The 25683-nt window shown below is 73.6% G+C and carries 17 protein-coding genes and 1 pseudogene; 7 read left to right on the top strand and 11 right to left on the bottom strand.

Going from position 1 to position 25683, the window contains the following annotated elements; translation table 11 throughout:
• Window positions 1-67: 67 nt before the first annotated feature.
• The 5 genes from ACZ44S_RS37510 to ACZ44S_RS37530 all read left to right on the top strand — a co-directional run bounded on the left by ACZ44S_RS37510 (window position 68) and on the right by ACZ44S_RS37530 (window position 5420).
• On the top strand, window positions 68-1474 hold the full coding sequence (locus ACZ44S_RS37510; protein WP_466937660.1) for an MFS transporter: 1407 nt from the start codon (window positions 68-70) through the stop codon (window positions 1472-1474).
• A gap of 128 nt (window positions 1475-1602) precedes the next feature.
• Window positions 1603-2490: a MerR family transcriptional regulator gene (locus ACZ44S_RS37515; RefSeq protein ID WP_466937663.1), complete on the top strand. Its 888-nt coding sequence runs from the start codon at window positions 1603-1605 to the stop codon at window positions 2488-2490.
• A gap of 173 nt (window positions 2491-2663) precedes the next feature.
• Window positions 2664-4328 (top strand): energy-dependent translational throttle protein EttA, encoded by a 1665-nt coding sequence (ettA, locus tag ACZ44S_RS37520; protein ID WP_466937666.1) that lies wholly within the window; start codon window positions 2664-2666, stop codon window positions 4326-4328.
• Window positions 4329-4332: 4 nt separating this feature from the next.
• Complete coding sequence (locus ACZ44S_RS37525) at window positions 4333-4758, top strand: acyl-CoA thioesterase (RefSeq protein WP_466937668.1); 426 nt, start codon at window positions 4333-4335, stop codon at window positions 4756-4758.
• Window positions 4755-5420 (top strand): DUF8185 domain-containing protein, encoded by a 666-nt coding sequence (locus ACZ44S_RS37530; protein WP_466937671.1) that lies wholly within the window; start codon window positions 4755-4757, stop codon window positions 5418-5420. The genes ACZ44S_RS37525 and ACZ44S_RS37530 overlap by 4 nt, the downstream gene beginning before the upstream one ends.
• A gap of 10 nt (window positions 5421-5430) precedes the next feature.
• Here the strand turns inward: ACZ44S_RS37530 and ACZ44S_RS37535 are convergent, their stop codons facing one another.
• Complete coding sequence (locus ACZ44S_RS37535) at window positions 5431-6399, bottom strand: ABC transporter ATP-binding protein (protein WP_466937672.1); 969 nt, start codon at window positions 6397-6399, stop codon at window positions 5431-5433.
• A gap of 45 nt (window positions 6400-6444) precedes the next feature.
• Between ACZ44S_RS37535 and ACZ44S_RS37540 the strand changes: the two are divergent.
• Window positions 6445-6695, top strand: a pseudogene (locus ACZ44S_RS37540) (hypothetical protein); the annotation flags it as partial.
• A 29-nt stretch (window positions 6696-6724) separates the two neighbouring features.
• Here ACZ44S_RS37540 and ACZ44S_RS37545 read toward each other — a convergent pair.
• The 3 genes from ACZ44S_RS37545 to ACZ44S_RS37555 all read right to left on the bottom strand — a co-directional run bounded on the left by ACZ44S_RS37545 (window position 6725) and on the right by ACZ44S_RS37555 (window position 13353).
• Complete coding sequence (locus ACZ44S_RS37545) at window positions 6725-9466, bottom strand: FtsX-like permease family protein (protein ID WP_466937696.1); 2742 nt, start codon at window positions 9464-9466, stop codon at window positions 6725-6727.
• 7 nt (window positions 9467-9473) lie between these two features.
• The gene (locus ACZ44S_RS37550; protein WP_466937674.1) at window positions 9474-12773 is read right to left on the bottom strand and encodes an FtsX-like permease family protein; all 3300 of its coding nucleotides are present in this window, start codon (window positions 12771-12773) and stop codon (window positions 9474-9476) included.
• A 166-nt stretch (window positions 12774-12939) separates the two neighbouring features.
• Window positions 12940-13353, bottom strand: a complete 414-nt coding sequence (locus ACZ44S_RS37555) for a globin (RefSeq protein ID WP_466937698.1) — start codon at window positions 13351-13353, stop codon at window positions 12940-12942.
• A 49-nt stretch (window positions 13354-13402) separates the two neighbouring features.
• Here ACZ44S_RS37555 and ACZ44S_RS37560 point away from each other — a divergent pair, with 49 nt between their 5' ends.
• Entirely contained in the window at window positions 13403-14389 is a 987-nt protein-coding gene (locus ACZ44S_RS37560) for a methyltransferase domain-containing protein (protein ID WP_466937676.1), read from the top strand.
• A 7-nt stretch (window positions 14390-14396) separates the two neighbouring features.
• On the opposite strand, the gene ACZ44S_RS37565 is transcribed toward ACZ44S_RS37560, so the two are convergent.
• The 7 genes from ACZ44S_RS37565 to ACZ44S_RS37595 form a co-directional block, all read right to left on the bottom strand.
• Window positions 14397-15668: an FHA domain-containing protein gene (locus ACZ44S_RS37565; RefSeq protein ID WP_466937679.1), complete on the bottom strand. Its 1272-nt coding sequence runs from the start codon at window positions 15666-15668 to the stop codon at window positions 14397-14399.
• Window positions 15669-15761: 93 nt separating this feature from the next.
• Window positions 15762-17108: a vWA domain-containing protein gene (locus ACZ44S_RS37570; protein WP_466937682.1), complete on the bottom strand. Its 1347-nt coding sequence runs from the start codon at window positions 17106-17108 to the stop codon at window positions 15762-15764.
• A 111-nt stretch (window positions 17109-17219) separates the two neighbouring features.
• Window positions 17220-18710 (bottom strand): PP2C family serine/threonine-protein phosphatase, encoded by a 1491-nt coding sequence (locus ACZ44S_RS37575; RefSeq protein WP_466937684.1) that lies wholly within the window; start codon window positions 18708-18710, stop codon window positions 17220-17222.
• A 3-nt stretch (window positions 18711-18713) separates the two neighbouring features.
• Window positions 18714-21296, bottom strand: a complete 2583-nt coding sequence (locus tag ACZ44S_RS37580; protein WP_466937687.1) for a serine/threonine-protein kinase — start codon at window positions 21294-21296, stop codon at window positions 18714-18716.
• Window positions 21297-21318: 22 nt separating this feature from the next.
• Window positions 21319-22674, bottom strand: a complete 1356-nt coding sequence (locus tag ACZ44S_RS37585) for a hypothetical protein (RefSeq protein WP_466937689.1) — start codon at window positions 22672-22674, stop codon at window positions 21319-21321.
• 74 nt (window positions 22675-22748) lie between these two features.
• Window positions 22749-23834: a glutamate ABC transporter substrate-binding protein gene (locus ACZ44S_RS37590; protein WP_466937691.1), complete on the bottom strand. Its 1086-nt coding sequence runs from the start codon at window positions 23832-23834 to the stop codon at window positions 22749-22751.
• 71 nt (window positions 23835-23905) lie between these two features.
• Window positions 23906-25342 (bottom strand): hypothetical protein, encoded by a 1437-nt coding sequence (locus ACZ44S_RS37595; RefSeq protein ID WP_466937693.1) that lies wholly within the window; start codon window positions 25340-25342, stop codon window positions 23906-23908.
• Window positions 25343-25683 lie beyond the last annotated feature (341 nt).

A 25683-nucleotide genomic window follows, 5' to 3' on the forward strand; every position in this document is an offset into this window, starting at 1 on the left:
CTCGGGTGCCCGGATTCACCCGTCGGTCCGTACAGCGGGAGCCTGGCCCTGCCGGAACGGGGTGTCGATGGCTGAAGCGCGACCCGTGCCCGCTCCCACCGCCGTCACCGAGCCGGGCATCTTCTCGCGCCCGTACGCGACCGCCACGACGACGTTCGCCGTGGTGATGTTCCTGACCGGGTTCGCCGCGCTGGCCGTGGTGCCCACCCTGCCGACGGCGGCCCGGGACCTCGACGGAGTGTCCCTGTTCCCGCTGGTGGCAGGCTGTTTCGTGGCCGCCAGCCTTTTGGGCGGTGTGCTCGGCGGGCACTGGGCGGACCGGTCGGGGGCGCGCCGTCCGCTGGCCCTCGGCATGGCCCTGTCCGTCCTGACGCTGCTGGTGTCGGCCTCCAGCGGGTCGATCTGGCAGCTCGCGGCCGGCCGGTTCGTGGACGGCCTGGCCGCCGGGATGGTCGCGGTGTCCGTGACCACCGCGATCGGCCAGTCCTACCCCGAGCGGCTGCGGCCCAGGATGCTCGCACTGATGAGCGCCAGCTGGGTGATCCCGTCGCTGGTCGGGCCGCCGTTGGCCGGTGCGGTCGCCGAAGGGTGGTCCTGGCGGGCGGTGTTCTACGGCCTGGCCGTCCTGACCGTCCTGCCCGCGATCGCGCTGGTGCTCGTGCTCCGTCGGCCCGCGGCGGACGACGGCACCGGTCCCGCCGACCTGCCGCCGGCCGAGGAACGCGCCGCCCGTCCGCCCCTGTTCGTGGCGGCGATGCTCAGCCTCGGTGCGGCGCTCGGCCAGTACGGAGTGTCGGAGTGGGACGTGCACCACTTGGCGTTCGTCGCCGTCGGCGTCGTCCTGCTCGTGGTGTTCGCCCCCCGCCTGCTGCCGGCCGGCACCTGGCGGAGCGCGCGTGGGCTGCCGACGACGGTGCTGCTGCGCGGCCTCACCTCGGGCACGTACTTCACCGTCGAGGCCCTGGTGCCGCTGATGTTGATCACGGAGCGGGAGGTCGCGGCGGTGACGGTCGGCGTGGCGTTCACCGCGTCCGCGGTGCTGTGGGCTGGTGCCTCCTGGGTGCAGGGCAAGGCGCTCCAGCACGTCGCCCGGCACCGCCTCGTCACCGTCGGGGCGCTCGTCATGGCCGCTTCCGTCGCGGTCGCGGTCGCGGGAAGCCTCCACAGCGTGCACCCGCTGGTCGCGGCGGCCTCCATGCCGCTGGCCGCCGTCGGAATGGGCCTGCTCGACCCGTGCGTCACCGTGCTGTCCCTCAAGCACAGCGCCCCCCACCGGCAGGGCCACACCACCAGCGCCCTGCAGACCAACATGAACCTCGGCCAGGTCGTCGTCCTGGCGCTGGCCTCCGCCGTCCTCAACGCCTGCCTGGCCGCGGGCGCCGACCCGCTCGGCGGCTACGCGGCAGCCTTCGCGCTCCTCCTCGCCCCACCCCTCCTCGTCGCAGCCCTGGCCGTCCGCGCCAGAGCCGCCTGATCACGCCCCGGCCCGATTCACAGGCCCTGGCATTCGCGCGGCGCGGTGTGTGGAGAGGGTTGCACCTTCCGTAGCGGCATGTGGTCCCGTGGACCACGTGCCGATGCCGCGAGGAGAGGTCCCTGCTCATGCCTTCGTCTTTCCTGCCACCCCGTCAGGTCAAGATCGGTGACGCGGCGGCCTTCGTCGGCAGCACGCCACGGGCGATTCGCCACTACCACGAGATCGGCCTGCTCCCCGAGCCCGAGCGGGGCGGCGATGGCCGCCGGCGCTACGGGTACGAGGACATGATCCGCTTGCTGTGGATTCGCAGGATGGCCGACGCCGGGATCGCCCTGGACGACATCCGTGACGCCTTCACCACCGGCACGGCTTCCGACGGCGCGGACAGCGGAGAAGGTATCGCGGGCATCCTGGAGCGGTTGGAGGAAAGGCTCGCCGAGCAGGAGGCGGAATTGCGGCGGCAACGGACCGCCGTGCGGCGGATGCGGGCCGAAGGCAGCCGGATGGGCCTGCTCTCCGGCTTCGTCACCGAACGCCTCAAGAGCCTGCCCGAGGGCTCCCTGCGTCAGGCGGACCTGGACAGTCTGCTGGTCACCGAGCGGATCTTCGGCCCGCTCGGCGCGGCCGCCCAGGCCACCCGCTTCGTCGTCCTGGCCACGCATCCCGCGCTGCGGGAGCGATCCGACCGCATCGACGAGGCCGAGGAGGCACTCGACGACAGTGTCGCCGTCGACGATCCACGGGTGGCTCAAGTGGCCGCCGAGCGGCACGCCTTCGAAAGCGCCCTGCAGGCCGCCATCGAGGAGTCCGGCCTGGACGAGGACGACGACGCCCTCTTCGACGCCTGGGACACGTTGCACCCAGACACCGCCGATGACGGCGAGGGCGGCACCGACTCCATGAGCGTGCTCGAAGCCACCGGCAAGATGCCCTACGACCTCTCCCCGGCCCGCCTGCGCTGCATGGAACTGGCGGAGAAACTGTCCGCCCAGGACCCCCCCGCTGCCGGGTGAGAACGCCCGAGGGCACAGGGTGCCCACCGACAGTGACGGGCGACCTACCGTGGCTGTCCGGGAAAGGGCAGGTCGGAGGGTGTGTGGCAGACGCGTTTCCGCCCAGGGGTGGCGGTACGGCAAGATGGGGTGTATCTGCCCACTGCCTGTTTCAAGCTGCCGGACGGTTTCTCTTGGCTGAGTTCATTTACACCATGCGCAAGGCGCGTAAGGCGCACGGCGACAAGGTGATCCTCGACGACGTCACCCTGAGCTTCCTGCCGGGGGCGAAGATCGGTGTCGTCGGTCCGAACGGTGCCGGTAAGTCGACCGTTCTGAAGATCATGGCCGGGCTGGAGCAGCCGTCCAACGGTGACGCCTTCCTCACGCCCGGTTACACCGTGGGCATCCTGCTGCAGGAGCCCCCGCTGAACGAGGACAAGACCGTCCTGGAGAACGTCCAGGAGGGTGTCGCCGAGGTCAAGGGCAAGCTCGACCGGTTCAACGAGATCGCCGAGCAGATGGCGACCGAGTACACCGACGAGCTCATGGACGAGATGGGCAAGCTGCAGGAGCAGCTCGACCACGCCAACGCCTGGGACCTCGACGCGCAGCTCGAGCAGGCCATGGACGCCCTGGGCTGCCCGCCCGGCGACTGGCCGGTCGCCAACCTCTCCGGTGGCGAGAAGCGCCGCGTGGCGCTGTGCAAGCTGCTGCTCGAGGCCCCCGACCTGCTGCTGCTCGACGAGCCCACCAACCACCTCGACGCCGAGTCGGTGAACTGGCTGGAGCAGCACCTCGCCAAGTACGAGGGCACCGTCGTCGCCGTCACCCACGACCGGTACTTCCTGGACAACGTCGCCGGGTGGATCTGCGAGGTCGACCGCGGCCGGCTGCACGGCTACGAGGGCAACTACTCCAAGTACCTGGAGACCAAGGCCGCCCGTCTGAAGGTCGAGGGTCAGAAGGACGCCAAGCGGCAGAAGCGGCTCAAGGAAGAGCTCGAGTGGGTGCGGTCCAACGCCAAGGGGCGGCAGGCCAAGTCCAAGGCGCGTCTGGCCCGCTACGAGGAGATGGCCGCCGAGGCCGACAAGATGCGGAAGCTGGACTTCGAGGAGATCCAGATTCCGCCGGGCCCGCGGCTCGGCAACGTCGTCGTCGAGGTGAACAACCTCAGCAAGGCCTTCGGCGAGAAGGTGCTCATCGACGACCTCAGCTTCACGCTGCCGCGCAACGGCATCGTCGGCGTCATCGGCCCGAACGGCGCGGGCAAGACCACCCTGTTCAAGATGATCCAGGGGATGGAGGAGCCCGACTCCGGCTCCATCAAGGTCGGCGAGACCGTCAAGATCTCCTACGTCGACCAGAGCCGCGAGAACATCGACCCCAAGAAGAGCCTGTGGGCGGTCGTCTCCGACGAGCTTGACTACATCAACGTCGGTCAGGTCGAGATGCCGAGCCGCGCCTACGTCTCGGCCTTCGGGTTCAAGGGACCGGACCAGCAGAAGGCGGCCGGGGTGCTCTCCGGCGGTGAGCGCAACCGGCTGAACCTCGCGCTCACCCTCAAGCAGGGCGGCAACCTGCTGCTCCTCGACGAGCCGACCAACGACCTCGACGTCGAGACGCTCTCCAGCCTGGAGAACGCCCTGCTCGAGTTCCCGGGGTGCGCCGTGGTCGTCTCCCACGACCGGTGGTTCCTGGACCGCGTCGCCACGCACATCCTCGCCTACGAGGGCGAGTCCAAGTGGTTCTGGTTCGAGGGCAACTTCGAGTCGTACGAGAAGAACAAGATCGAGCGGCTCGGCCCGGACGCGGCGCGTCCGCACCGTGCCACCTACAAGAAGCTGACCCGGGGCTGATCTCTTGCGCCACATCTACCGCTGCCCGCTGCGCTGGGCGGACATGGACGCGTACGGCCACGTCAACAACGTGGTGTTCCTCCGCTACCTGGAGGAAGCACGTATCGACTTCCTGTTCCGCCCGGAGAAGGACTTCAAGCAGGGGTCCGTGGTGGCGCGCCACGAGATCGACTACAAGCGGCAGCTCGTCCACCGGCACACGCCCGTGGACATCGAGCTGTGGGTCACGGAGATCAGGGCGGCGTCCTTCACCCTCACCTACGAGGTGAAGGACGACGACCTCGTCTACGTCCGCGCGTCGACGGTGATAGTGCCGTTCGACTTCGAGGCCCAGCGTCCGCGCCGGCTCACCGGGGAGGAGCGCGCGTTCCTCCAGGAGTACACGGACGACGCCGCCGACGAGGAGAAGGAGGAGGCCGTCGCCGCATGACGGTGCTCCACCTCGCCGACGAGGGGGAGGCCGCGGATCTCGCGGCCTTCCTCTCCCGGCTGCTGCACTACGACCGTTCGGCCGCCGTCCGGCTGCAGGCGGCCGGCAAGGCGCTCGCCGTCTTCGGCCGGCCCCCGTCCTTCGAGGTGCTCGTCGTCCGCGCCGTACGGCTGGCGAAACCGTACGAGAACGGGCTCGACGTCACGCTGGACGTGACCGTCTCCGCGGGTGAACTGCTGGAATCGGTGGACGAGTCCGCCGCCACGGCGGCCGTGCCCGGGGCGGTGACCGGCCCGCCGTGGGCCGGGGTGCTGCCCCCGCGCGGCGGCTGGCGGGCCGAACCGGGGCTGCCGGCGGCCCAGGAGCTGCGGGGACTCGTCGCCGCGTCGGTCGCGGAGTTCCGTTCCCGTACGGAGGAACTGGCGCCCGAGCGGCGTACCCGCGCCGAACTCGACCGCATCGGGCGGGAGATCTGGTCCCGCACGGTCGCGGACACCGGCCTCCCGGTGCGGGCGGTGCACGCCGCGCAGTCGCTGGGGTTCCTGCGCGGCACCGAGCAGACGCTGCTCTCCTCGGGGTCCTGGCTCCGGCTGCGCACGCCCTACGGATCGGTCGCCGTACGCCGGGCGGGGCTCGGGGCACTCGGCATCAGCGTGCGCTGAGACGGCCCGCTCACCGCCCGTCCCTGTCGTCCGGGCGGACGGCGATGTGGTCGGGTTCCAGTTCCAGCGCGACGCGGTCACGCATCCTCAGTGCCTCCGTGTACTCGGCGGGAAGCTGGAGCCGTCCGGCGCGGTCGAGCATGGCGTACTCGCGGGCGACCACGGTCTCGTCGCCGGTGACGGCGTCCACCTCGCTGCGGCGCAGCACCTCGGTGGAGGTACGGCCGTCCCGGATGGCGACCGTGCGGCGGACCTCGCCCGCCACCGCCTGGTCGTGGGTGACGATCACGATGGTCGTGCCGAGCCGTTCGTTCGCGGTGCGGAACGCGGCGAAGATCTGCTCCGCGGTGTGGGAGTCGAGTTCGCCGGTGGGCTCGTCGGCGAGCAGCACCGACGGATCGTTGGCGAGGGCCACGGCGATGGCGACGCGCTGCTGCTGGCCGCCGGACATCTGATGCGGACGGCGGTCGCGGCAGTCGGCTGCCTCCAGCAGCTCCAGCAGTTCCAGGGCGCGTTCGGCACGGGCGCGGCGCGCGGCACGGGACCGTCCGCGGAAGCCGGAGAGCTGCATCGGCAGGGCGACGTTCTGGGCCGAGGTCAGATAGGGCAGCAGGTTGCGGGAGGTCTGCTGCCAGACGAAGCCGACCACCTCACGGCGGTAGGCGAGGCGGTCCTTCGCAGTCATCGTGAGCAGATCACGGCCGGCCACGCGCGCCGCGCCGGCCGTGGGGGTGTCCAGGCCCGCCAGGATGTTCATCAGGGTCGACTTGCCGCTGCCGGACGCGCCCACGAGCGCCATCAACTCGCCCTCCCGCACCAGGAGGTCGAGCCCCTGGAGCGCCTGCACCTCCACCCCGTCCGCGGTGAAGACGCGGACCAGGCGGTCGCAGGTGATGAGCGCGTCATGGCCGTAGGCCGGGCGGTCGCGGTCGGCGGCGACGCGGTCGGCCAGCTCGGCCAGGGTGGGATTCGAGGTCATCGGGCACCTCCTGGGTGGGAGTCGGTCGGTCGCGGCCGTGGGGGGCCGGCACGTGGTGGGGTCCTCGGGGCCGCCCGTCGTCGTACGGCCTCGCCGGCCACCCCCGGTTGGGACCGGCCGGGGGTGCTCGCCCCGGAGAGCGACCGGGGCGGCGGGTCGCCGCTGCAGTGCGGGGTCGCCGAGCGGGACGGCGGGACGGTGGGTACGCGCGGTTCCGTGTGAAGCCGTCCTGGGGACCGGCCGGGGCCGACGGCGAGGTGGTCCTCAGCGCCCTGGAGACACTGGACCCTGCGGCGAGCCGTCCCGGGCCTCGCGTCGTCCGGTCTCACCGGGCGTCCCCCACTCTCAGCTCCCGCACCGACCCCCGGCGCCCCGTCCACCACGCCTGCGCCACCGCGACCCCGACGGTCAGCACCACGACCGCCAGCGCCGGCACCAGCAGCGACACCGGATCGGTGCGCAGCGCCGCCTGCCCCGCCGACGACGCGGTGACGGGCAGGGCGAGGGCGGTCAGATCGATGCCGGGGGCGAGCAGCCGGATGGTGGCCCACGCGGTGAGGACCCCGCCCAGTGCCGCGAGCAGCGCCTGGGGGAGGGACTCGAGGACGAGGAGACGGCGTCCCTGGGCGCGGGTGAGGCCCATGGTGCGCAGCCGGGCGAGCAGCGCCGCCCGTTCGGGGGCCGCGCGCACCAGCGTCAGCAGCAGCGCGAACACGGCGTAGCCGGCGCCCGCCGCGACCGTCGCGGCGTAGACGCGCTCGGCGCCCGACTGCAGCGGCGAGTCGACGTAACCGGCGCGTTCCTCGGCGCGCAGCTGGACCGGTGTCCTGCCGCCCGTCGCCGCCCGCAGCGCGGCCCCGTCCGGGCGGTCGCCGGTCGCCAGCAGCAGGGTCGGGCGGGCGGACCGCTCGGAGAGCCCCGACCGGTCCACGACCAGGAACTCCTTGCCGACGACCGCGGGGGTCCGCTCGCGCACCAGCGCGATGCGTACGGTGACGGAAGTGCCGTCCTCCATGCGCACCGGGAAGGGCCGGGTGCCATGGCGGTCGGCGACCTCGGGCGAGGCCAGGGCGGGCAGGGGCTTCGACGCCCCGGACGCCTCCAGTTCCTTCCGGTCGAAGGCGCCGATCCCGGTGTGCCGGGCGAGGGCGGCGTAGCCGGCCGGGTCGACACCGGCCACCGGGACCGTCCCGGTGTCGTTGCCGGGCTGGGCGAACCTGGCGACGCTCAGCGCGGTGACCTCCCGTACGCCGGGAGCGCGGCGCACGCGGTCGGTCAGGCCGGACGGCAGGGGGAAGGGCGACTCGACGCGGGCGTCGGCGCCGACGGTGAGTACGGCCGCGCGGTCCCGGGCGTCGTCCACCCCGGTGAGCACGGACCCGCCGAAGGCGGCGGTGGTCAGCGCGGTCAGCAGCCCCAGCAGGGGCAGTACCGCGGAGCCGGAGGCGCGGCCCGCGCGGGCCAGCGACAGATGGCCGACCGCACCCCGCAGCCGCCTCGCCACCCGGGCCAGCGCGCGCAGGGGCAGCGGATAGAGCCGTACCAGCACGAAGGCGGCGATCGTCCCCACCAGCACCGGGGCCAGGGACACCAGGTGGTCACCGGAGGCCGTCGCCCCGTCCGACGTGCCGCGGGCGCGCAGCGCCACGACCGCGCCCACCGCCAGCGCGAGCAGGGTGACCTCGGCGACCGTGCGGCGCCGCGACGGGCGGGCCGAGACGACGTCCTCGCGGTCGCCGTGCACGCGTACGGACCGGTGCGCGGCGACGGCCCGCAGGGGCAGGGCCAGGCAGCCGAGGAGGGCGACGGCGCCCGCGGCGGCCACGGCGTGCTCCGGCCGGGCGCCGGGGAGCGCGAGCCGGGCGGCCGCCAGCCCGAGGGCAGCCGCGGGCACGGCGACCACCGCCGTCTCGGCGAGCAGCCGTCCGACGACCCCGCGCAGGGACCCGCCGCGGGCGCGCAGCAGCGTGAGCTCGGCGCGGCGCCGGTCCGCGGCCAGTGAGCCGGCCATGACCAGGACCACGGCGGCGACCGTACCCGTGCCGAAGGCGGCGACGGAGACCATCGGGCCGATGGCGGAGCGCAGCACGGTGTACTCGGTGAGCACGTCGTCCAGTTCGGTGCTCGCGTTGACGTCGGGCGAGGTGGCCGCGCGCACCCGCTGGAGGACCGGGCCGGACTCCAGGGACGCGACGGCGGACTTCAGAAGGGCCGCGTCGTAGCCGTGCAGGTCGGTGACGGCCGGGGCCAGCTGCCAGTAGCGCATGGGCTCCGCGGCGGTGCCGAGGAGCGCCGGGGCGGCGTCCGGCGGGAGCAGCACCCTGCCCAGCCAGTACTCCCGCAGATCCGGGTCGCCGGGCAGGACGGTCAGGCCCGGGGTACGCAGCAGGGGGTCGGTCGACCAGTACGCGCCGCGGGGCTCGCGCGGTTCGACGATGCCGGTGATCCGGATTCTGAGCGGTGCGCGCTCCACGCCGGGGATGTCCAGGACGGAACCCACCTCGATGTGCAGGTCCCGGGCCGTGTCGGCGGTGACGGCGCCCTCGATGCTCTCCGTCGCCGCGGTGACGGTGCCCGGGGCCTCGGGCAGCCGGCCCTCGCGCGGGCGGGAGTGGTCGCCGAGCCCGCCCTGCGCGACGAACGTGAGCCGTGTGGGCAGCCCGTCCGGCCGGGGCAGCCAGGGCTCGTCCATCACCTGTTCCTCGAAGGTGCGCACCCCGTGGGCGGACTGGTCCGGGTCGACGGCGAGGGACCGGGGAACCAGACCGAGGATCTCGGAGTGGTCCGCGCGCATGGCGTCCGCGCGTACGGCCGCCTCGCGTTCCTCCTGGGGCAGGCCGGAGCCGGGGCGCGGGTCGAACAACAGCATTGTGGTGCGGTCCGGTTCGGCCGACTGCAGGGCCTGGTGCAGGCCCGCGTCGCCGTACCGGTCGACGGCGCGCGGCAGCGCGGCGGCGAGGAACGCGGTCACCGCCACCAGCAGCGCCAGGCCCAGTGCGGCGCCGGGGGCGGACCGTATCCGGGTGCGCACCCAGGGGGCGGCCGTCCTCGGTCTCGGGGACCGCACGCTCACCTCACTCACCTCCCCGCTCCCGCAGCGAGGTCACCGGGTCCGGGCGGCGCACCGCCAGGACGGCCGTGACCAGCAGCGGCGCCGTGGCCACGGCGGCCAGCAGCACGGCCACCCGTCCGGCCGGCAGCTCCACCAGCACCTCGGGCACCGGCCGGGAGGCCTCCGAGGTCAGCATGACCAACGGGATCACGGCCCGTGCCAGCACCGCGCCGAGCAGCGCCCCCACCGCCAGCGCCAGACCGACCAGCACCCCGTGCTCGACGATCACCACCCGGGCCAGCCGCCGGCGTGACGCGCCCAGGGCACGCAGCACCGCGAACTCGGCGGACCGTTCGCGCAGCGCCCCGGCCGCGCTCACCGCGAACCCGACCGCCGCCAGCGCCGCCGCCGCGAAGGCCACCGCGGCGGACGCCGCCCCGGCCCCCGCGCCGAACGGGTCGTCGCGCAGCCGTTCGGCGATCTCGTCCCGCACCACCACCCGGGACGGCTCGACGTCGGGCCGGTCCCGCAGCGCCGAGGCCACCTCGGCCGACGCGCCCGGCGCGGTCCGCAGCCACCACTCGGTGGGCGTCACACTCTCGCCGCGGCGGTCCTGCAGCACCCGGTTGACCGACCGCAGATCCACCAGCAGGGCACCCCCGTCGTCCGTCTCCCCGGCCGGTACGGACGGCAGCTCCCGCACCGACCGGGTGATCCGCACCGGCACGGGGGAACCGTCGACCGTCACGTCCACGCGCTGCCCGGTGCGGGCGCCCGTCGATGCCAGATAGCGGTCGGTGGCCACGCCGGCGACCTCGGTCTTAGCGGGCTGCGACATCCGCAGCAGGACGGTGAGCGACGGGATCGTCCAGGAGTTGTCCTGCGGCACGTAGCCGGTGCCGTAGGTGAAGGCCGGCGGGGAGCCGGCGGTCAGCCGGGGGCGGGTCGGGGCGGTCCTCGCATCGGGGGACGACACCGGGTCGCCGCCGTCGATCCGCGAGGACAGGGTCCAGTCGGCGGAGCCGTCGGGCAGGGTCAGGGGCCGGGTCCGGCCACCGGTGTCCGTGGCGGTCAGCGAGGCCACGGTGAGGCGGTGGTTCTCGGCCCGCCCGACCGGCTGGGGCAGGGTGAGCCGCAGTCCGGTCAGCGTCAGCGCGCCCGGGGGCGCCTCGGCGACCGCGGACAGGTCGAGGGTGAGCGTGTGGCTGCGTCCGTCGGCGGGGAGCCGGCCGAAGGTGACCTTGTACGGCGTTCCGTAGTGGTCCGCCAGGGTGGCCCTGACCTCGACCGCCGTTCCCGCCTCCGCGCCCTTCATCCGGGCCGCCAGTGCCAGGCGCGCGGTGCCCGCCGGGACCCGCACCCCCGCCGTCGCGCCCTTGGGCGCCAGGCCGCCGAGGAGCGGGTCCCCGGGCCCGGAAGCCAGGTCGGGCCGCATGAGCACGGTGCCGGCCGCCTCCGTGGTGTCCAGCGCCAGCACGGTCGCCGTCCGGTTGCCGGACAGCGTCACCGACGTGCGGTAGGCCGGAGCGGCCGAGGTCACGCCGGGGACGGCCGCGTACGCCTGGGTGCTGCCCAGCTCGGCCTCCCCGGCGGCGAGCACCCGCACCGGCGCACCGGCCCGGAAGTCCGCCTGCTCGTCCTGCGAGCGCTCCCACGAGGACCCCTGGCCGATCGCCAGCATGCCCAGCGCCACGGCGAGCACCAGCAGCAGCACCGGACCGGCCCCGCGCATCGGGCGGCGGCTGAACTGCCAGCCCGCCAGTGCCCCCGGCAGCCCCCGGCCGCGGGCCGCCCACCGCTCGGCCAGCCGCGCCACCGGCGGCAGCAGCCGCAGCGTCAGCACCGTACCGGCGAGCAGCGCCAGCGCCGGGGTGACCACGAGCAGCGGATCGACGCCGAGGTCCTCGCCGGCGGCACCGGAGGACCGGCGGCTCAACCGCCAGTACGCCACACCGGCCACCACCAGCAGACCCACGTCCGCGCCCGCGCGCACCACGCCCGGCAGCGGCCTGGCCCGGCCGGCGGCGAAGGAGGAGAGGAGGGCCGGGACAGTGACGGCCAGCGCGCAGCCCAGCGCCACGCCCGCCGCCACCAGCCACACCGCGCCGCGTCCGGCGACCGCGCCGACGGAGGCGTCCAGGCGCAGCCCGATCCGGGACAGCGCGCCCTGGTCGGCGAGCAGCCGGGTGAGCGGTCCCGCGAGCAGGGGGGCACAGGCCGCCGCGGGCACGGCCAGCAGCAGCGCCTCCAGGGCGGCGAGCCGGGCCACCTGGGCGCGGGAGGCGCCGCGGGCCCGCAGCAGCAGGGTCTCGCCCGCGCGTTCCGTGCTCAGCAGCCGGGCCACCAGCAGCAGGGCGCAGGCGGCGAGGAGGGCGAGCTGGAGCGTGATGACCAGCAGGGTGGAGCGGGAGACGAGCAGGGAGCGCTCGATGCGGTCCAGTGCGGCGGGCAGCTCGCTCGTGGCGGTCGCCGTGCCGTTCAGTGCCCCGGCCTTGGGCAGGCCGGCGATGCCCTGGCGCACGGCCTGGCGCAGCGCGTCGATCCGCTCGGCCGTCATCGCCGAGAAGTCGGCCGAGGCCAGCCATCCCGAGGAGCCCGCGCTGACCTTGTCCCCGGCTCCGGTGAACAGGGCGGGGTGGGCGAGCAGGGGGCCGTACGTGGTGAAGTGTCCCTTGACGATCCCGCGGCCGTTCAGGTCGTCCAGCTGCCAGTAGGGCGCGGCGGTGTCCACGGGCCGGTACAGGCCGGTGATCCGGACCGTCGCGGGCGGTCCGTCGAGCCGGTCGTCCAGAGTGAGGCGGGCGCCCGGCTCCAGGTCGAGGACGCGGGCGGCGCTCTCCGGGAGGGCGGCCTCGATCTCCGCACCGGTGGCCTGTGCGGGCATCCGGCCCTCGGTGAGCCGCACCTGGGTGCGGTCCAGCGCGGCGAAGTGTGTGAGGTCGGGCTCGTCCGTCCGCGCGCGTTCGTCCCGGGGGCGGAGGGAGCCGGGGAGGGCGTACGGGCCGGAGCGGGTGAGGGTGCGCAGCGTCACCGGCAGTCCGTCGAAGGCCTTGCGGGTGCCTTCGCGTACGGCGTTGTCGGCGGCGGTGCGGCTCGCCGCCGGGACGGTCTCGGCCTTGACGACGATGGTGGTGTCGGCCGCGTCGCGGGGGGCCGCCAGGGCGTGGCGCAGCGAGGCGTCGCCGATGGTGGTGGAGTAGGCGGTGAGGGTGGCGAGGACGGCCGTGGTGAGGAGGACGGTGACGAGAGCGGCTGCGAGGAGGGGTTTGTGCGCTTGCGCGCGGGCGAGTGCGAATGTCGCCGAGTCCCCTGCGGATGGCACCGCAACCCCCCCTGGTTGTCCGGACCTCCGGGTGATGTTGTCAGAGGGGGTGGGGTGGGGGTAACCGGTTGGCGGGTGGGATTGATCGTATTGTGATCGAAAATCGGCGTCGGAGGACCGGAATGCGATCGGGGAGGGGCGGAGGGGCTCTTCGGCAGGGCTGTCGTCAGTCCGGGGAATTGATCATCGAAGCCGCCGCGTACGTCAGGTACTTCCACAGCGTCTGTTCGTGTTCCTGGGACAGGCCCAGGTCGTCCACGGCGTCGCGCATGTGCTTCAGCCACGCGTCGTGAGCCGCGCGGTCGACCTTGAAGGGGACGTGCCGCATCCGCAGGCGCGGGTGGCCGCGATTCTCGCTGTAGGTGGTCGGGCCGCCCCAGTACTGCATGAGGAAGAGCGCGAGCCGCTCCTCGGCCGGGCCCAGGTCCTCCTCGGGGTACATGGGCCGCAGCAGCGGATCGTCCTTCACTCCCTCGTAGAAACGGTGGACGAGCCGGCGGAAGGTCTCCTCCCCGCCGACCTGCTCGTAGAAGGTCTGCTCCTGCAGCGTGCCGCGCCGAATCTCTGTCACGCCGTCCATGGTCTCAGACAGCACGGCGTAGGACTCAAGGCCTCAGTACCGTGGAGGCATGGGCGGCCGGGACCCCGAGGCGGGTGAGCGTCTCGCCGCGGCGGCGCGGGCGGCGCTGGTGCGGGAGATCGGTGCGAGCGGGGCCTTCGACGCCGACCCGGTGTGGCGCGAGGCGTTCGCCGCCGTGCCACGCCATCTGTTCGTGCCGTACTACTACGTGGGTGTCGCCGGCGGGTACGAACGCCGGTGGGGCGAGCACCCCGACCCCGAAGCACGCGAGCGGTGGCTGCGCGGCGCCTACGAGGACACCCCGCTGGCGATCCGGCTGCGCGACGGCGAGCTGCTCTCCTCCAGCAGCCAGCCCTCCCTGATGGCGCTGATGCTGGCGGGGCTGGACGTCCGGGACGGGCAGCAGGTCCTGGAGATCGGCACCGGCAGCGGCTACAACGCCGCCCTGCTCGCCCACCGGCTCGGCGACGACGACCTGGTCACCACCGTCGATCTCGACCCGGAGATCACCGAGTCGGCCCGCCGGCACCTCGAGGCCGCCGGACACCGGCCGGCCGTGGTGACCGGTGACGGCGCGCGGGGAGTGCCCGCCCGCGCCCCCTACGATCGGATCATCGCGACCTGCGCCCTGCCCGCCGTTCCGCACGCCTGGCTCGACCAGTGCCGTCCGGGCGGCCGGATCCTCGCCCCGTTCGCCACCGGCCTGGTCGCGCTCACCGTGCGCGACCCCGGGCACGCGGAGGGCCGTTTCCTGCACACGCCCGCGTACTTCGTGCCGCTGCGGGGCGCGGGGCGGTCGTGGCGGGAACAGCCGGATCTGGAGGGGCTGCCGTCCGCGGCCAGGGGGAGCGATCTCTTCCGGTTCCTGCTGGCGCTGACCGCCGGCGCCCTCGGTCCCCGGCAGGCCTGTGAACTGTGGGAGAACGAGGGCAGGCCGCAGCGCGAACGCTACGGCCTGACCGTCGGCCCCGAGGGCGACCGCGCCTGGCTGGACGACCCCGAGGGGCCGCATGTCTGGCCGGTGCCCGCCGGGTAGGTACCGCTCAGCCCCGGCGGATGGTGATCGTCGTCCAGGCACCCACGTGGACGCGGTCGCCGTCCTGGAGGGGGACCGGGACGAACGGCTGGATCGGCTCGTCCGAGCCGTTGACCGTCGTGCCGTTCGTCGAGTTCTGGTCGACGACCGCCCAGGTGCCGTCCGGCTGCTGCACCAGCACCGCGTGCTGGTGCGAGACGCCCGGGTCCTCCGGCGGCGTGGACAGATCAATGTCGGGGACGTCGCCGGTGGAGTGGCGGCGGCGGCCGATCGTGATCTGGTTGCCGGTGAGCCGGCGCTGCTGCTCGGGCGAGTACGCGGGCAGGTTCAGGCCCGCGGCCTCCGGTCCGGAGCGGTGCATCATCGCCATGAAGTACTCGCGGTCCGGACCGATCGTCGCGGTCCAGGTCACCGGGCCCTGCGGGGGGCGGGGCTGCTGCGGGAAGCCACCGGGTCCGGGGGGCGCCTGGGTGCCACCGGGCTGCGGGTAGCCGTAACCACCGCGCTGACCGGGTCCGTTCGGGCCACCGGGGCCGCCACCGGGGCCGCCGGGCGGGGAGATCACCCAGTCGTCGTCACCGCCGCCGAAGGACGGTCCGCCCTGCGGCGGGCGGCCGGTGTCCTGCGGGTATCCGGGAGGGGCCGGCGGTCCGCCGGGCTGGAAGGCCTGCGGAGCACCCGGGCCGCCGGGTCCGCCAGGGCCGCCGTGGCCACCGGGGCCGCCGTGGCCACCGGGGCCGCCGTGGCCTCCATGACCGCCCGGGCCGGGCGGGGGCGCCGGGCGCGAGGGGTCGCCGCCGAAGCCGGGCGGGCCCGGCGGAATCGGCTCGGCGGGCCGGTTCATCTGCGACGGACGCGAGCCCTGGTAGTCGTAGGAGTCACCGCCGCCGTACGACGGGCCGGGCTGCTGCTGGAAGGGCCCGCCCGGGCCGGGGGCCGGCGGGCGCGGGGCGGCCGGGGTGTACGACGTCGCCGTGTTCGTCAGGAAGTTCCACCGGCACTCCTCGCAGAACGGCGCACCGCCCTCACGCGGCGTACGGCACTGCGGGCACAGCTCCGCCCGGCCACCGGGACCACCGGGGCCGCCGTAACCGCCGCCGGGGCCGCCAGGGCCTCCTGGACCGCCGGTGGGGCCGCCGGGCGGCGGGAATCCGTAGCCTCCGCCACCGGGCGCCGGCGGCGGGGGAGGAGGTGGGGGTACGGCACCCGCCATGCGGTGACCGCACACCTCGCACCAGTCGTCGGAACCCGACTGGTGTCCGTTCGGGCAGGTCGGCATGTCGGCGCTTCCCCCTCTCCTTGTCCGGCCGGTTCCGACCGGATTTCTCCCACCCCGAGGGGTCGGGCTCGATCACTTACAGATACTTACAGATCACTTCTTCACGCGAACGGTCTTGGTCGACCGGGTCTCGAGAGTCATCTCATCGGCCTCCTCCACCTTCGCCTTCAGTCGCACAGTACCGGTCGCGGCGTCGACGACGTCCACCACCTTCGCAAGCAGTTTCGCAGTATCGGCGTTGCCCGACGCACTCGCGAGCTGAACGGCACGGCCCAGTTTGGCCGTTGCTCCATCGATATCTCCCTCTTTGCGCAGATCCAATCCTTGTTGGATGACTTGCGCCAGTTCGGCCTGCCCGGTGTAGTGGGCGACCTGAGGGTTGATCGACGTCGAGGCGGCCATGTCGTCGGTCCACACCGCCCGCACCAGGCCTTGCGCGCCAAGGTTCTGCACGCTGCCCCCAGGCTCCGGAATGACCAATGAGAGCCGGGCCGCCAGCATCTCCCGGCCGATGCCCGCGGGCGGGACCTCGACGCAGACGTGGTAGTCACGGGACTCGTCTCCCCAGGAACCCAGCGGGTAGTCGCCCGCTCGCGGGCCCGCCTCGGTGCGGCGGCCGGTGAGTTCCTCGACCGTGGGCGCGACCTGCTTGACGAATCTCACGGTCGTACCGACCGGCGTCCACAGCCGCAGCGAGACGTCCGCGACCTCCTTGCCCATCGCCGTCTCCATCATCCGCGTGAAGTCGTCGGCGAGGCCGGCCGGGTCGGCGACGATGTCGGCGGTCCCGAGGAGCGCGGAGGCGATGGCTGTGACTTCTTTCACTTCCCAGTCGGTGCCCACGCCGCGGGCGTCGCAGGTGAACCGTCCGGCGCAGGCGTCCAGGGCCGCCTTCAGGTCCTCGGGCGACTCGTGCTCGTTGCGGCCGTCGGTGAGCAGGATGCCGTGCCGGATCGCCACGTCCGCCGACGCCAGCAGCCGGTCGGCCAGCCGCAGCCAGGTGCCGATCGCCGTGCCGCCGCCCGCGCCGAGCTTGCGCAGCGCCTGCTTGGCCTGCTCACGGGTGGTGGCGTCGGCGACCGCGAGCCCGCCGGCCCCGGGGTAGACCTCCTTGGCCACGTGGGTGCCGCCGACCACGGCGAAGTGCACACCGTCCCGCAGGGCGTCGATCGCGGCGGCCGTCGCGTCGCGGGCGTTGCGCATCTTGGTCGGCGGGTAGTCCATCGAACCCGAGCAGTCGACCATGAGCACCACGGCCGCCGACGGACCCTCGCCCGGCGAGTACAGGTGGGGCGCCGCCAGCGCGCTGCCGATGGTGCCGCCGCCGGTCGCCGTCACCGTCACGATGGCGTTGACCTCGCTGCCGCCCTCCGGCAGGTACTCGTTCTGGTACACGTCCACCGAGAACTGCGGCACGTTCGGTTTCGAGAAGATGGCCATGCCTGTTCGATCCCCCTCGGATGCCCCGACTGCGCGGGGCGACGACGGCTGACGGACCGGTCCCCTCCGGTCCGTTGAGGCCTCCCCGTAAAACGTGTCCCGTACGCGGCCTCAGGCCGATCCTGCCCCCTGGGGGACGGCCGGGAACGGCACGAGGGCCACTGTTACGTTGTCGTGGCCCCCGCCGTCGAGGGCGTGACCGACCAGCACCCGCGCGCTGTGCAGGGGGCGCACGGCGGCGTCGGTGGGGACGACCTCGGCCATGTCGTCGGCGGACTCCGCGTAGTTCCACAGGCCGTCCGTGCAGACCACGATCACCCCGGGCCGGTCCGGCTTGAACGACGCGGTGTGCGGTTCGAGTTCATAGGCGTCGGCGCCGAGCCAGCCGGTGATCGCGTGGGCCCGGTGGTCGGCGTAGGCCTCGGCCTCGCCCATCAGGCCCGCGGCGACCATCTGCGCGGCCCACGAGTCGTCCTCGGTGAGCCGGGCGGCCGGTGCGGAGCGGTCCACCGGGACCCAGTAGGCGCGGCTGTCACCGACCCAGCCCACCACCAGCAGGCCCTGTGTCACCACCGTGCCGACGATCGTGCACGCCGGGGCGTTCTGGTGCGGGCCGTGCTCCCGGGCGGCCGGGTCCGGCTCGTCGGCCAGCGCGTTGACCGCGTCGGAGGCGGCGATGATCGCGTCGTGCATCGCCTGCTGCGGGTGCGTGCCGAGCGGCAGGGCCGCGAGCAGCGACTCGCTGGCCGCACGCGACGCGGCCAGCGACGCCTCGTCGGGACGGGTCGCCGAGGAGACGCCGTCACAGACGATCGCCACCGAGGCGGGCGAACCGTCGGGCAGCGTGGTGGTGCCGACCCCGAAGGCGTCCTCGTTGCGGTGGTGCCGCAGTCCGCGGTCGCTGACCGCGGCCAACGGCCCGCATTCCTGTTCCATGTGGTCCCGTTCGCGCGGCTGGGCGTGGCCGCAGTTCTCGCAGTAGCCGTCGTCGTCCACCCTGCCCGCGCGGCAGGCCACGCACACCGTGGCACCGGCGGCCCGCCGGTCCGGCTCGGCGGTCACCCGCGGGTCGGGCGCCTGGAGCGGGTACTCGTCGGGCTGAGCGGGCTGGTGGACGCCGCCGGGAGGGCCGTCCGGGACGGCGGACGGGGCGACGGAGGGGGCGGGGGCCGCGGCCGGTTCGGCGCGGTGGTCGAAGCGCACACCGGCCGACGGAGCGGGCGGCGCCGCGGGCGGGGGCGGCGCGACCGGGGCGCCCCGGGGCGGCGGCGGTACGGCGGGGCCCTCGGCCGGGGTTGCGGCGGCGGGGGCCGGCCGGCCCGCCCCGCCGGACAGCGGGGAGCCGTCCGAGTCCGTGCCGGGAACGTCCGTCGGCCGATGGGCCGGAGGGCCCTCCACGGAACCGTCGTGGCCGGGGGACGGCCAGGCCGACGCCTGGGGCGGCACCGAGCCGTTCAGGGTAATCGTCGGCTCGTCCCTCGGCCGGGCGGGAACCACGGACAGGTCATATCCGCACGCACCGCAGAAACGATCACCCGACTCGAGGGGTTCCTCGCAGCTCGGGCATTTCGACAGAGCGGCCTGCTGAGGCATCTGCGACATCAACTACACCCACGTCCGGGGGCGGTAACGATTGGCACGTTCCACCAGGTCGATCCTCTCCTCGCCGCTCCGCGCCAGCCGGGCCAGTGTGCGGTACGAACGCTCCAGGCCGAAGCGCAGACCACGCTCGTCCAGGCCGCTGCCGAGCAGCGTCCGTCCCCCGGCGGCGGGAGGGGCGGAACCCCGGCCCCCGGAGAGTACCCAGTCCAGCCCGCAGCCGAGGACCTCGGCCGACAACAGCTCGCGCCGTGCCGGATCCAGTCCGTACGCCTCCAGGGCCTCGACCTGCCCGGCGGCGGCGGTCAGGTCGTCCAGGAACGGTACGTCACCGGCGGCGGCCGTGCGCCCGCGCAGCCGCGCCCGGACGGCCGCCACCCGCGCGGCCGTGTAGTGGATGGAGGACTCCGGAACCGACTCCAGCGTCCGCACCGCGGCACCGCGCTCCCCGGCCGCCAGATGCACCCGGGCCAGCCCGAACGCGGCACTCACATAGCTCGGATCGGTCGACCACACCAGGCGGTAGTACTCGGCGGCGTTGTCCAACTGGCCCAGTACCTCCGCGCACAGGCCCAGCGCCAGCTTCGGCGCGATCTCCCCAGGGAAGGCGTCGTAGATCGCGTCGAAGGCGAGCGCGGCGCCCTCGTGGTCGCCGGTGACGAGCGCGGCGACACCCCGGTACCAGACCACCCGCCAGTCGTCGGGGTCCTGCTCCTCCACGGCGCGCAGTGCCTCCAGCGCGGTGGCCCACTCGCCGGTCTCCAGCCGGGCGCGGATCTCGCGCAGCCGGGTCTCGGTCGACGGGGCGGGCGCCGCGGCCAGCGCGTTGATCAGCTCACCGGGCGCGGACGTCAGCAGGCCCGCGAGGAAACCGGCGTTGGGGTCGGCGGGGTGCACGTGCGGCACGGGGAGCGCGAGCGCCGCGGGGGCGCATTCGGCGGGCTTGACGAGGGCGGTGGGGGGTGCGGCGGGCGGTGCGGCGGGTGCGGGGGTCGCCGGGGCCGCGGGGAGCAGGGCGGGCCTGGCCCTGCGGGGGGCGGGAGCCCTGGTGCCCAGGCGGGAGACGTCCCCGTTCAGGGCGGGGAACAACTCCGTGTCCGTCACCCGCAGTTCCGGGCCGAACAGCGGCGACAGCGCCGGACGGGCCCGGCCCGACTGGAGCGAGACGACCTCGCGCAGCACACCCGTCAGCTGCTCGGTCATCTCCTGCGCCGAGGCGAACCTGCGGGCCGGGTCCGGGTCGGTGGCGCGGACCAGGAGGCGGTAGAAGGACTCGTACTGCCGGAACACCTCGATGTTGTCCGGGTCGGGCAGCGAGTCCACGAAGACGTTGGTGTAGCCCTGGAAGTCGAACGTGAGGACGGCGAGCGTACGGGCCACCGTGTACAGGTCCGACGCCACCGACGGCCCGGCGTCGGCGACCTCCGGCGCCTGGTAGCCGACGGTGCCGTAGATGGCCGACTCCTCGTCGTCCATCCGGCGCACCGCGCCCATGTCGATCAGCTTCAGCTCGTCCTCGGTCTGGATCGCGTTGTCGACCTTGAAGTCGCAGTACAGCAGGTTCCGGCTGTGCAGATGGCCGAGCGCCTCCAGCGCCTCGATGCCGTACGCGCACGCCTGCTCCACCGGCAGCGGGTCCCGCCTGCCCTCCGGGGTGCGGCGGGCGTTGGCGATCTCCTTCAGGGACTTGCCGCCGACGTACTCCATGACGATGTAGCCGTCGAGGGAGCCGGTGCGCTGGTCGAGGTGCTCCACGAAGTTGTAGATCCGCACGATGTTGGCGTGCTCGATCTCCGCGAGGAACCGCCGCTCGGAGATCGCCGCCGCCATCGCGTCCTGGTCGCCCGTGTCCAGCAGGCCCTTGAGGACCACCCAGCGGTCCGAGACCGCCCGGTCCACGGCGAGGTAGATCCAGCCCAGACCGCCGTGCGCCAGACAGCCGACCACCTCGTACTGGCCGTGCACCACGTCCCCGGACCGCAGCTTCGGCACGAACGAGTACGGGTGGCCGCACTTGGTGCAGAAACCCTCCGTACGCCCCGGCCGGCCGCTGCGGGCCCGGCCCACCGGCGCCCCGCAGTCCGAACGCGAGCAGAACCGCTTGCGTTCGGGCACCTCGGGGTCGTCCCGCACCATCGTGCGCGGATCGGGGCGCGGGATCGGCGGCACCTGCACCAGTCCGGCGCCGAGCCGGCCCCGGCTGGACGAGCCGGTGCCGGCGCCGGAGCTGCGCACCGACACCGAGCGGCCCGACGTCCGGCCCGAGAGCGAGCGGGAGAGCCGTCCGGAGACCGAGCGGCGGGACTTCGACGACTGCGACGACGTACGGGAACTGCGACCGCTGGAGCGGGAGCCCCGGGAGCCCTTGGAGCCTTGGGACTCCCGGGAGCTTCCCGTGGCCGAGCCGGCCGTGACGCCGGTCGGCGGTGAGGCGACCAGGCCGGTCGGCGACACGACCGGGGCCAGACCGCAGGTGTCGCAGTACAGTTCGCCGCCGCCGACGTCCTCGTACGTGCCACCGCACTCCGGGCGCTGACAGGCACCCAGCGCCTGGCCGGCGTCGGGCTGCTGGTTCTCCGGCTCGCTCATGACGCCGCCTCCCCCTGGTCGCTCATGCGTCCGGCCCCCTTCGCTCGTCCGGCCCCCTCCGGTCGCCGGGCCCGCCCTGGCCCGGCACCCGCGGTGCGCCGCCCAGCTGCTCCGAGGCCGCCTGCTGGTAGCGCAGCACCGCCTGTTCGGCGGCGCGCAGATCGCAGGGCGCGCTCCACAGCATGCGGCGGGCCTTCTCGTACCGCTCCACCAGGAGCGGGTCCTCCGCCAGTCCGTGCCGGGCCACCTTCGCCTTGTACGCGTCCAGCCGGCCGCGCAGCTCGGCCCGGACCGCCAGCGGCGCCGTGACCGCGGTCAACGACTCGCGGGCGCGCAGCAGTTCGTCCTCCGCCTTCCGCTCCAGCGACTCCAGCAGCGGGGACAGCCGGTGCCACTGCGCGTGTCTGCGGTACTCGGCCGCCGTCGACAACTGCTCCTGCAGAGCCGTCGGCGGGCCGCTGACCACCGGCACCTCCGTCGCCGCGATCTTCGCCAGCACCTCGCCGCGCGCGGTGCGGGCCTCGGCGAGCGTGCGGTCGGCACGGGACAGCACGTCGCGCAGCCTGACGATCCTCTTCTCGGCGTCCTGGCGGACCGTCAGCACCGCGTCGATCTCGCGGCGTACGTCCTCCAGAGCCCGTGCCTCGCGGTCGTAGACCGTGGTGTCGGGCTTGCCGCCGCCCGGAGCCGAGCTGCCTTCGGCGGGTTTCCAGAACGCCAGCGGGTCGGACACCACCTGCTCGCGCAGCTTCGTCAGCGTGCGGGTGATCCGCTCCAGGTCGTCACCCGCCGGGTGCTCGCCCGGGCGGACCCCCACCGAGTGCGCGAGCCGGCTCGTGCGCTGGAGCTCGGCGGCCAGTAAATCGATCCTCGCGGGCAGCGCCGACCACACCGCGTCCGCGGCCACGACCATGTCCAGCGAGGTCGCGTACAGCTCGTTCATACGGTCGACCAGGGCGGCGAGCGAGTAGCGTTCGCTGAGCCTGCCGGGGCCGCCGCCGTGCAGGGTGGGCGCGTGGGCGGTCGCCGCCGCGCTGCCCGCCACCGTCACCGGCTCGCCGCGCAGCAGCTCCGTCAGCTCCACCAGGTCCTCCCGGCTGGACCAGCGGCGCCGGGAGCGGATGTCCCGGGCGGTGCGCAGCGCGTCCGTGTACGCGTCGAAGTAGGTCCACAGCAGCGTGATCGACGCCTCCGTGGACTTCCAGCGCTCCTCGGTGACGCCGGTGAGCTGCGCACCCTCCAGGAGTCTTCGGCCCGCGTGGTCCTGCAGGGCGAGGAGCGAGGTCTCGATCGCCTCGTGCTCCGCGCCGAGCCGCGCCAGCGCACGGTCCACCTCGTCCCGGTCCAGTACCGGCCCGGTGGGGTCCGTGTCGGCCATCGATCACCTCTCGCTGGGGGGGTGGGGTTGGTGGTGGTGGGTGGTGGGTGGTGGGTGGGCGGGTGGGTAAGGGATCAGCTCTTTCGCAGGTACTCGGGGGCCGGGGGCTTCGATGCGGTGGGGTCCTGGCCCAGTGTGGCCGACAGCCAGTCCGCGTACGAGGAGTCCCAACCTTCCGAGGAGTCCTCGCGGAAGTCCACCAGGATCCGGTTGACCCGGCGGACGAGGTCGTCCGCGTCCTTCTTCATCGCCACGCCGTAGTACTCGGCCGTGAACGCCTCGCCCTTGAGCTCGACCGTCGGATCCTGCGCGGCCTGGCTGGCCGCGAGCGCCCCGTCGGTGACCACCGCGTCGACCTCGCCCAGCTGCAGCCGCACCAGACAGTCCAGCTGGTTGGGGACGGTCGTACGGATGTCCGTGGACTCCGGGAGCCGGTCCGCCTCCTTGTCGGCCTCCAGCTTCGCGTACGCGGTCGAACCCGTCGCCGTGCATATCTCCTGGTCCGCGAGGGTCTCGTCGTACCCCTCGATCGGCGAGGACTTCGGGGCCAGGACCTGCTGGCCCGTCTTGAAGTACGGGGCGGAGAACGCGACGTCCTGGAGGCGGTCGCAGTTGATCGTCATCGTGCGGACGACCATGTCGACCCGGCCCGCCTTGATCGCGGGGATGCGCTGGTCGGTCGGGATCGCCTTGAACTGGACCGCGTCCCGGTCGCCGAGTATGTCCTCGGCGATGCGGTGCACCAGGTCGATGTCGAAGCCCTCGAGCTTGCCGCTCTCACCGCTGTTGGGGTCGCGGTAGCCCCAGCGGTAGCTGTTCTGGTCCACCCCGACGATCAGCTTGCGCTTCTCGCCCTCACGGTTCTTGATCGCCTCGATCGTGGGGCCGTCGGCGTCGGAGGGGGACAGGGTCTGCTTCTCCGGGGCCGTGCACTCCTCGGCGGCCTGTGCCTGTGCCTGTTCCTGGGCTTGGGCTTGGGCTTGTGCCTGTGCGGCGGCCGCGTGCGAGACCGGTTGGCCGGTGGGGTTTGCCGCGTCGCGGTTCACGGATCCGGTGCAGGTCAGCATGAGGGCGAAGACCAGGGCCAGGGCGCAGGCCGTCGCCATCGCGCCCACTCCGCCCCAGCCCTTCACGCCCGCCCGCAGGCGTCGTGCGGTCATCCTCGGCGTCCCCTTCGGCTCGGTCGCCCCCTGCGCGGTCTGTGCGCGCCCGTTCATCTGTGCGCGCCCGTTCATCGGTACTCCGACAGCCTGCGGCCGATGCCCAGTACCGCGCCTGCCGCGCCCAGCACGGCGAGGACCGCCGCGCCGATCGGCAGGCCCGTGAGCGCGTCCCTGCCGTCGCCGGCCGCCTGCTGGAACTCGGCCTCCTCGTGCTTCAGCGCGGTGGCCAGATTCCGGTCCACGCTGTCGAAGCACTCGCCCGTCGCGCCCTTGACGCCGATCACCATGTCCAGTGCTTGTTGGTAGTTGCCGTTCTCGTCCTGCTCGCGGGCGGCCTTGTGGCGTTTCTGCCACTCCGTCATGTTGCCCACCGCCGCGGTGACCGGCTTCGCGCCGCTGTCGTCGTCCGCCAGGCGCTCGGCGCGGGCCAGGCCCTCGGCGAGGGTGTCCATGTCCCGGCCGAAGTCGTGGTCGTAGGCGTCGACCGTTTCGTCGCCCACCTTCGTCGTCTCCGCGCCGCGCGCCACCAGGGTCAGGTTCTCGTTGCCCCGGGCCTTGAGGGACGCGATGCGCGCGTCGTGCAGCACGTTGAGCGAGCGGACTCCGTGGTCGAAGGAGTCGTCGAGGTTCGAACGGGCGAGGGTGTGGCCCGCGGTCAGCCACAGCAGGACGATGGTGGCGGTCGCCGTCGCCGCCACGAGTCCGTGGTTGAGCACGCGGTTGGTGCGGAGGTAGGTGCGGCGCTGGGCCCACGCGAGTGCGGCGAGCGCGACGACGCCGAGGGCTGTCGCGGGCCAGGGGTACGAGGTCGCGTTGGCGTAGTCGTCGCGGAGGCGTTGGTTCTCGCTGGTGTAGAGGTCCTCCGCCGCCGGGAGCATCTCCTGCTGCATCTTCTCGTTCGCGTACCGGAGGTAGGCGCCGCCGACGGGGTAGCCCTGGCGGTTGTACGTGCGGGCGCGCTCCACCAGGCCCTTGTACTCCGGGAGCAGGCGGTTGAGCTTGGTGATCGTCTCCGCGGAGGGGGAGCCGGGGTCGGAGTTGGCGGCCGCGTTGACGAGTTTGGCGGCCGCGGTGCGGATGTCCTTCTCGTAGCGCTGCCGGGAGGCTTCGGTCTCCTGACCGCCGGCGAGGAAGCCGCTGGACGCGGTGGTGTTGGCGTCGGCGAGGGAGCGGTAGATGTCGGCGGCGTCGGAGGTGAGGGGCTGGCTGCTGGTGAGGACGTCGTCCGCGGCGGCGGCCCTGTCGGTCATCTGCCAGGCCGTGACGGCGCCGAAGGCGAGGACGAGGGCGGCCAGGACCCCGCCGATGATGCGGAGGCGGCCGGGTTCCGTGGTGGCGGCCTTGCGCAGGCGGTCCACGCCCTCGGCGAAGGCGGTGCGGCGGGTGTCCGGGGCGGTGGGGGCTGTGGGGGGTGAGGGGGGCGCCGGGGTGGGGGTGCGCTGTGGTGGCAGCGCGGGCAGCGTGGGCGTGCCTGGTGGCGCCGTGCTGTTCGGCGTGTGTGTCACTTGACCTCCCCCGTGGTCCTCCTCCGCGGCAAGTATCGCCGCCGGGGCTGACATATGCACCGGCCTTGGCACGATCTTGATCGGATTGCAGCGCCATGGCCGGACATTCCGGCTCTGCCCCCGCCCCCACCCTGCCCAGGAACACGCCTCGGAAATCGGTTCGGTTCCCGTCCGCGGGCCGTGGTCGTACGCCTGCGGCGCAGCTGCGGGTGGGGTGGGGTGCGCGTAGCGCCCACGGTGGGTGGGGGTGCGGGGCCGGGGCGGGGGTGTCCGTCCTCGGACTGGCGCGATGGGGCTTGTTGGTGGGGGTGCGGGGTGCGGACGCGCCAGCCACTGCGGGC

The organism is Streptomyces malachitofuscus (assembly GCF_055571035.1).

Excerpts from the sequence above, each read along its gene's own strand:
- ACZ44S_RS37510 (WP_466937660.1), top strand. The coding sequence starts at position 68 with ATGGCTGAAGCGCGACCCGTGCCCGCTCCCACCGCCGTCACCGAGCCG.
- ACZ44S_RS37580 (WP_466937687.1), bottom strand. The coding sequence starts at position 21,296 with ATGAGCGAGCCGGAGAACCAGCAGCCCGACGCCGGCCAGGCGCTGGGT.
- ACZ44S_RS37560 (WP_466937676.1), top strand. The coding sequence starts at position 13,403 with ATGGGCGGCCGGGACCCCGAGGCGGGTGAGCGTCTCGCCGCGGCGGCG.
- ACZ44S_RS37590 (WP_466937691.1), bottom strand. The coding sequence starts at position 23,834 with ATGACCGCACGACGCCTGCGGGCGGGCGTGAAGGGCTGGGGCGGAGTG.
- ACZ44S_RS37555 (WP_466937698.1), bottom strand. The coding sequence starts at position 13,353 with ATGGACGGCGTGACAGAGATTCGGCGCGGCACGCTGCAGGAGCAGACC.
- ACZ44S_RS37565 (WP_466937679.1), bottom strand. The coding sequence starts at position 15,668 with ATGCCGACCTGCCCGAACGGACACCAGTCGGGTTCCGACGACTGGTGC.
- ACZ44S_RS37570 (WP_466937682.1), bottom strand. The coding sequence starts at position 17,108 with ATGGCCATCTTCTCGAAACCGAACGTGCCGCAGTTCTCGGTGGACGTG.
- ACZ44S_RS37515 (WP_466937663.1), top strand. The coding sequence starts at position 1,603 with ATGCCTTCGTCTTTCCTGCCACCCCGTCAGGTCAAGATCGGTGACGCG.
- ACZ44S_RS37575 (WP_466937684.1), bottom strand. The coding sequence starts at position 18,710 with ATGTCGCAGATGCCTCAGCAGGCCGCTCTGTCGAAATGCCCGAGCTGC.
- ACZ44S_RS37585 (WP_466937689.1), bottom strand. The coding sequence starts at position 22,674 with ATGGCCGACACGGACCCCACCGGGCCGGTACTGGACCGGGACGAGGTG.
- ACZ44S_RS37535 (WP_466937672.1), bottom strand. The coding sequence starts at position 6,399 with ATGACCTCGAATCCCACCCTGGCCGAGCTGGCCGACCGCGTCGCCGCC.
- ACZ44S_RS37530 (WP_466937671.1), top strand. The coding sequence starts at position 4,755 with ATGACGGTGCTCCACCTCGCCGACGAGGGGGAGGCCGCGGATCTCGCG.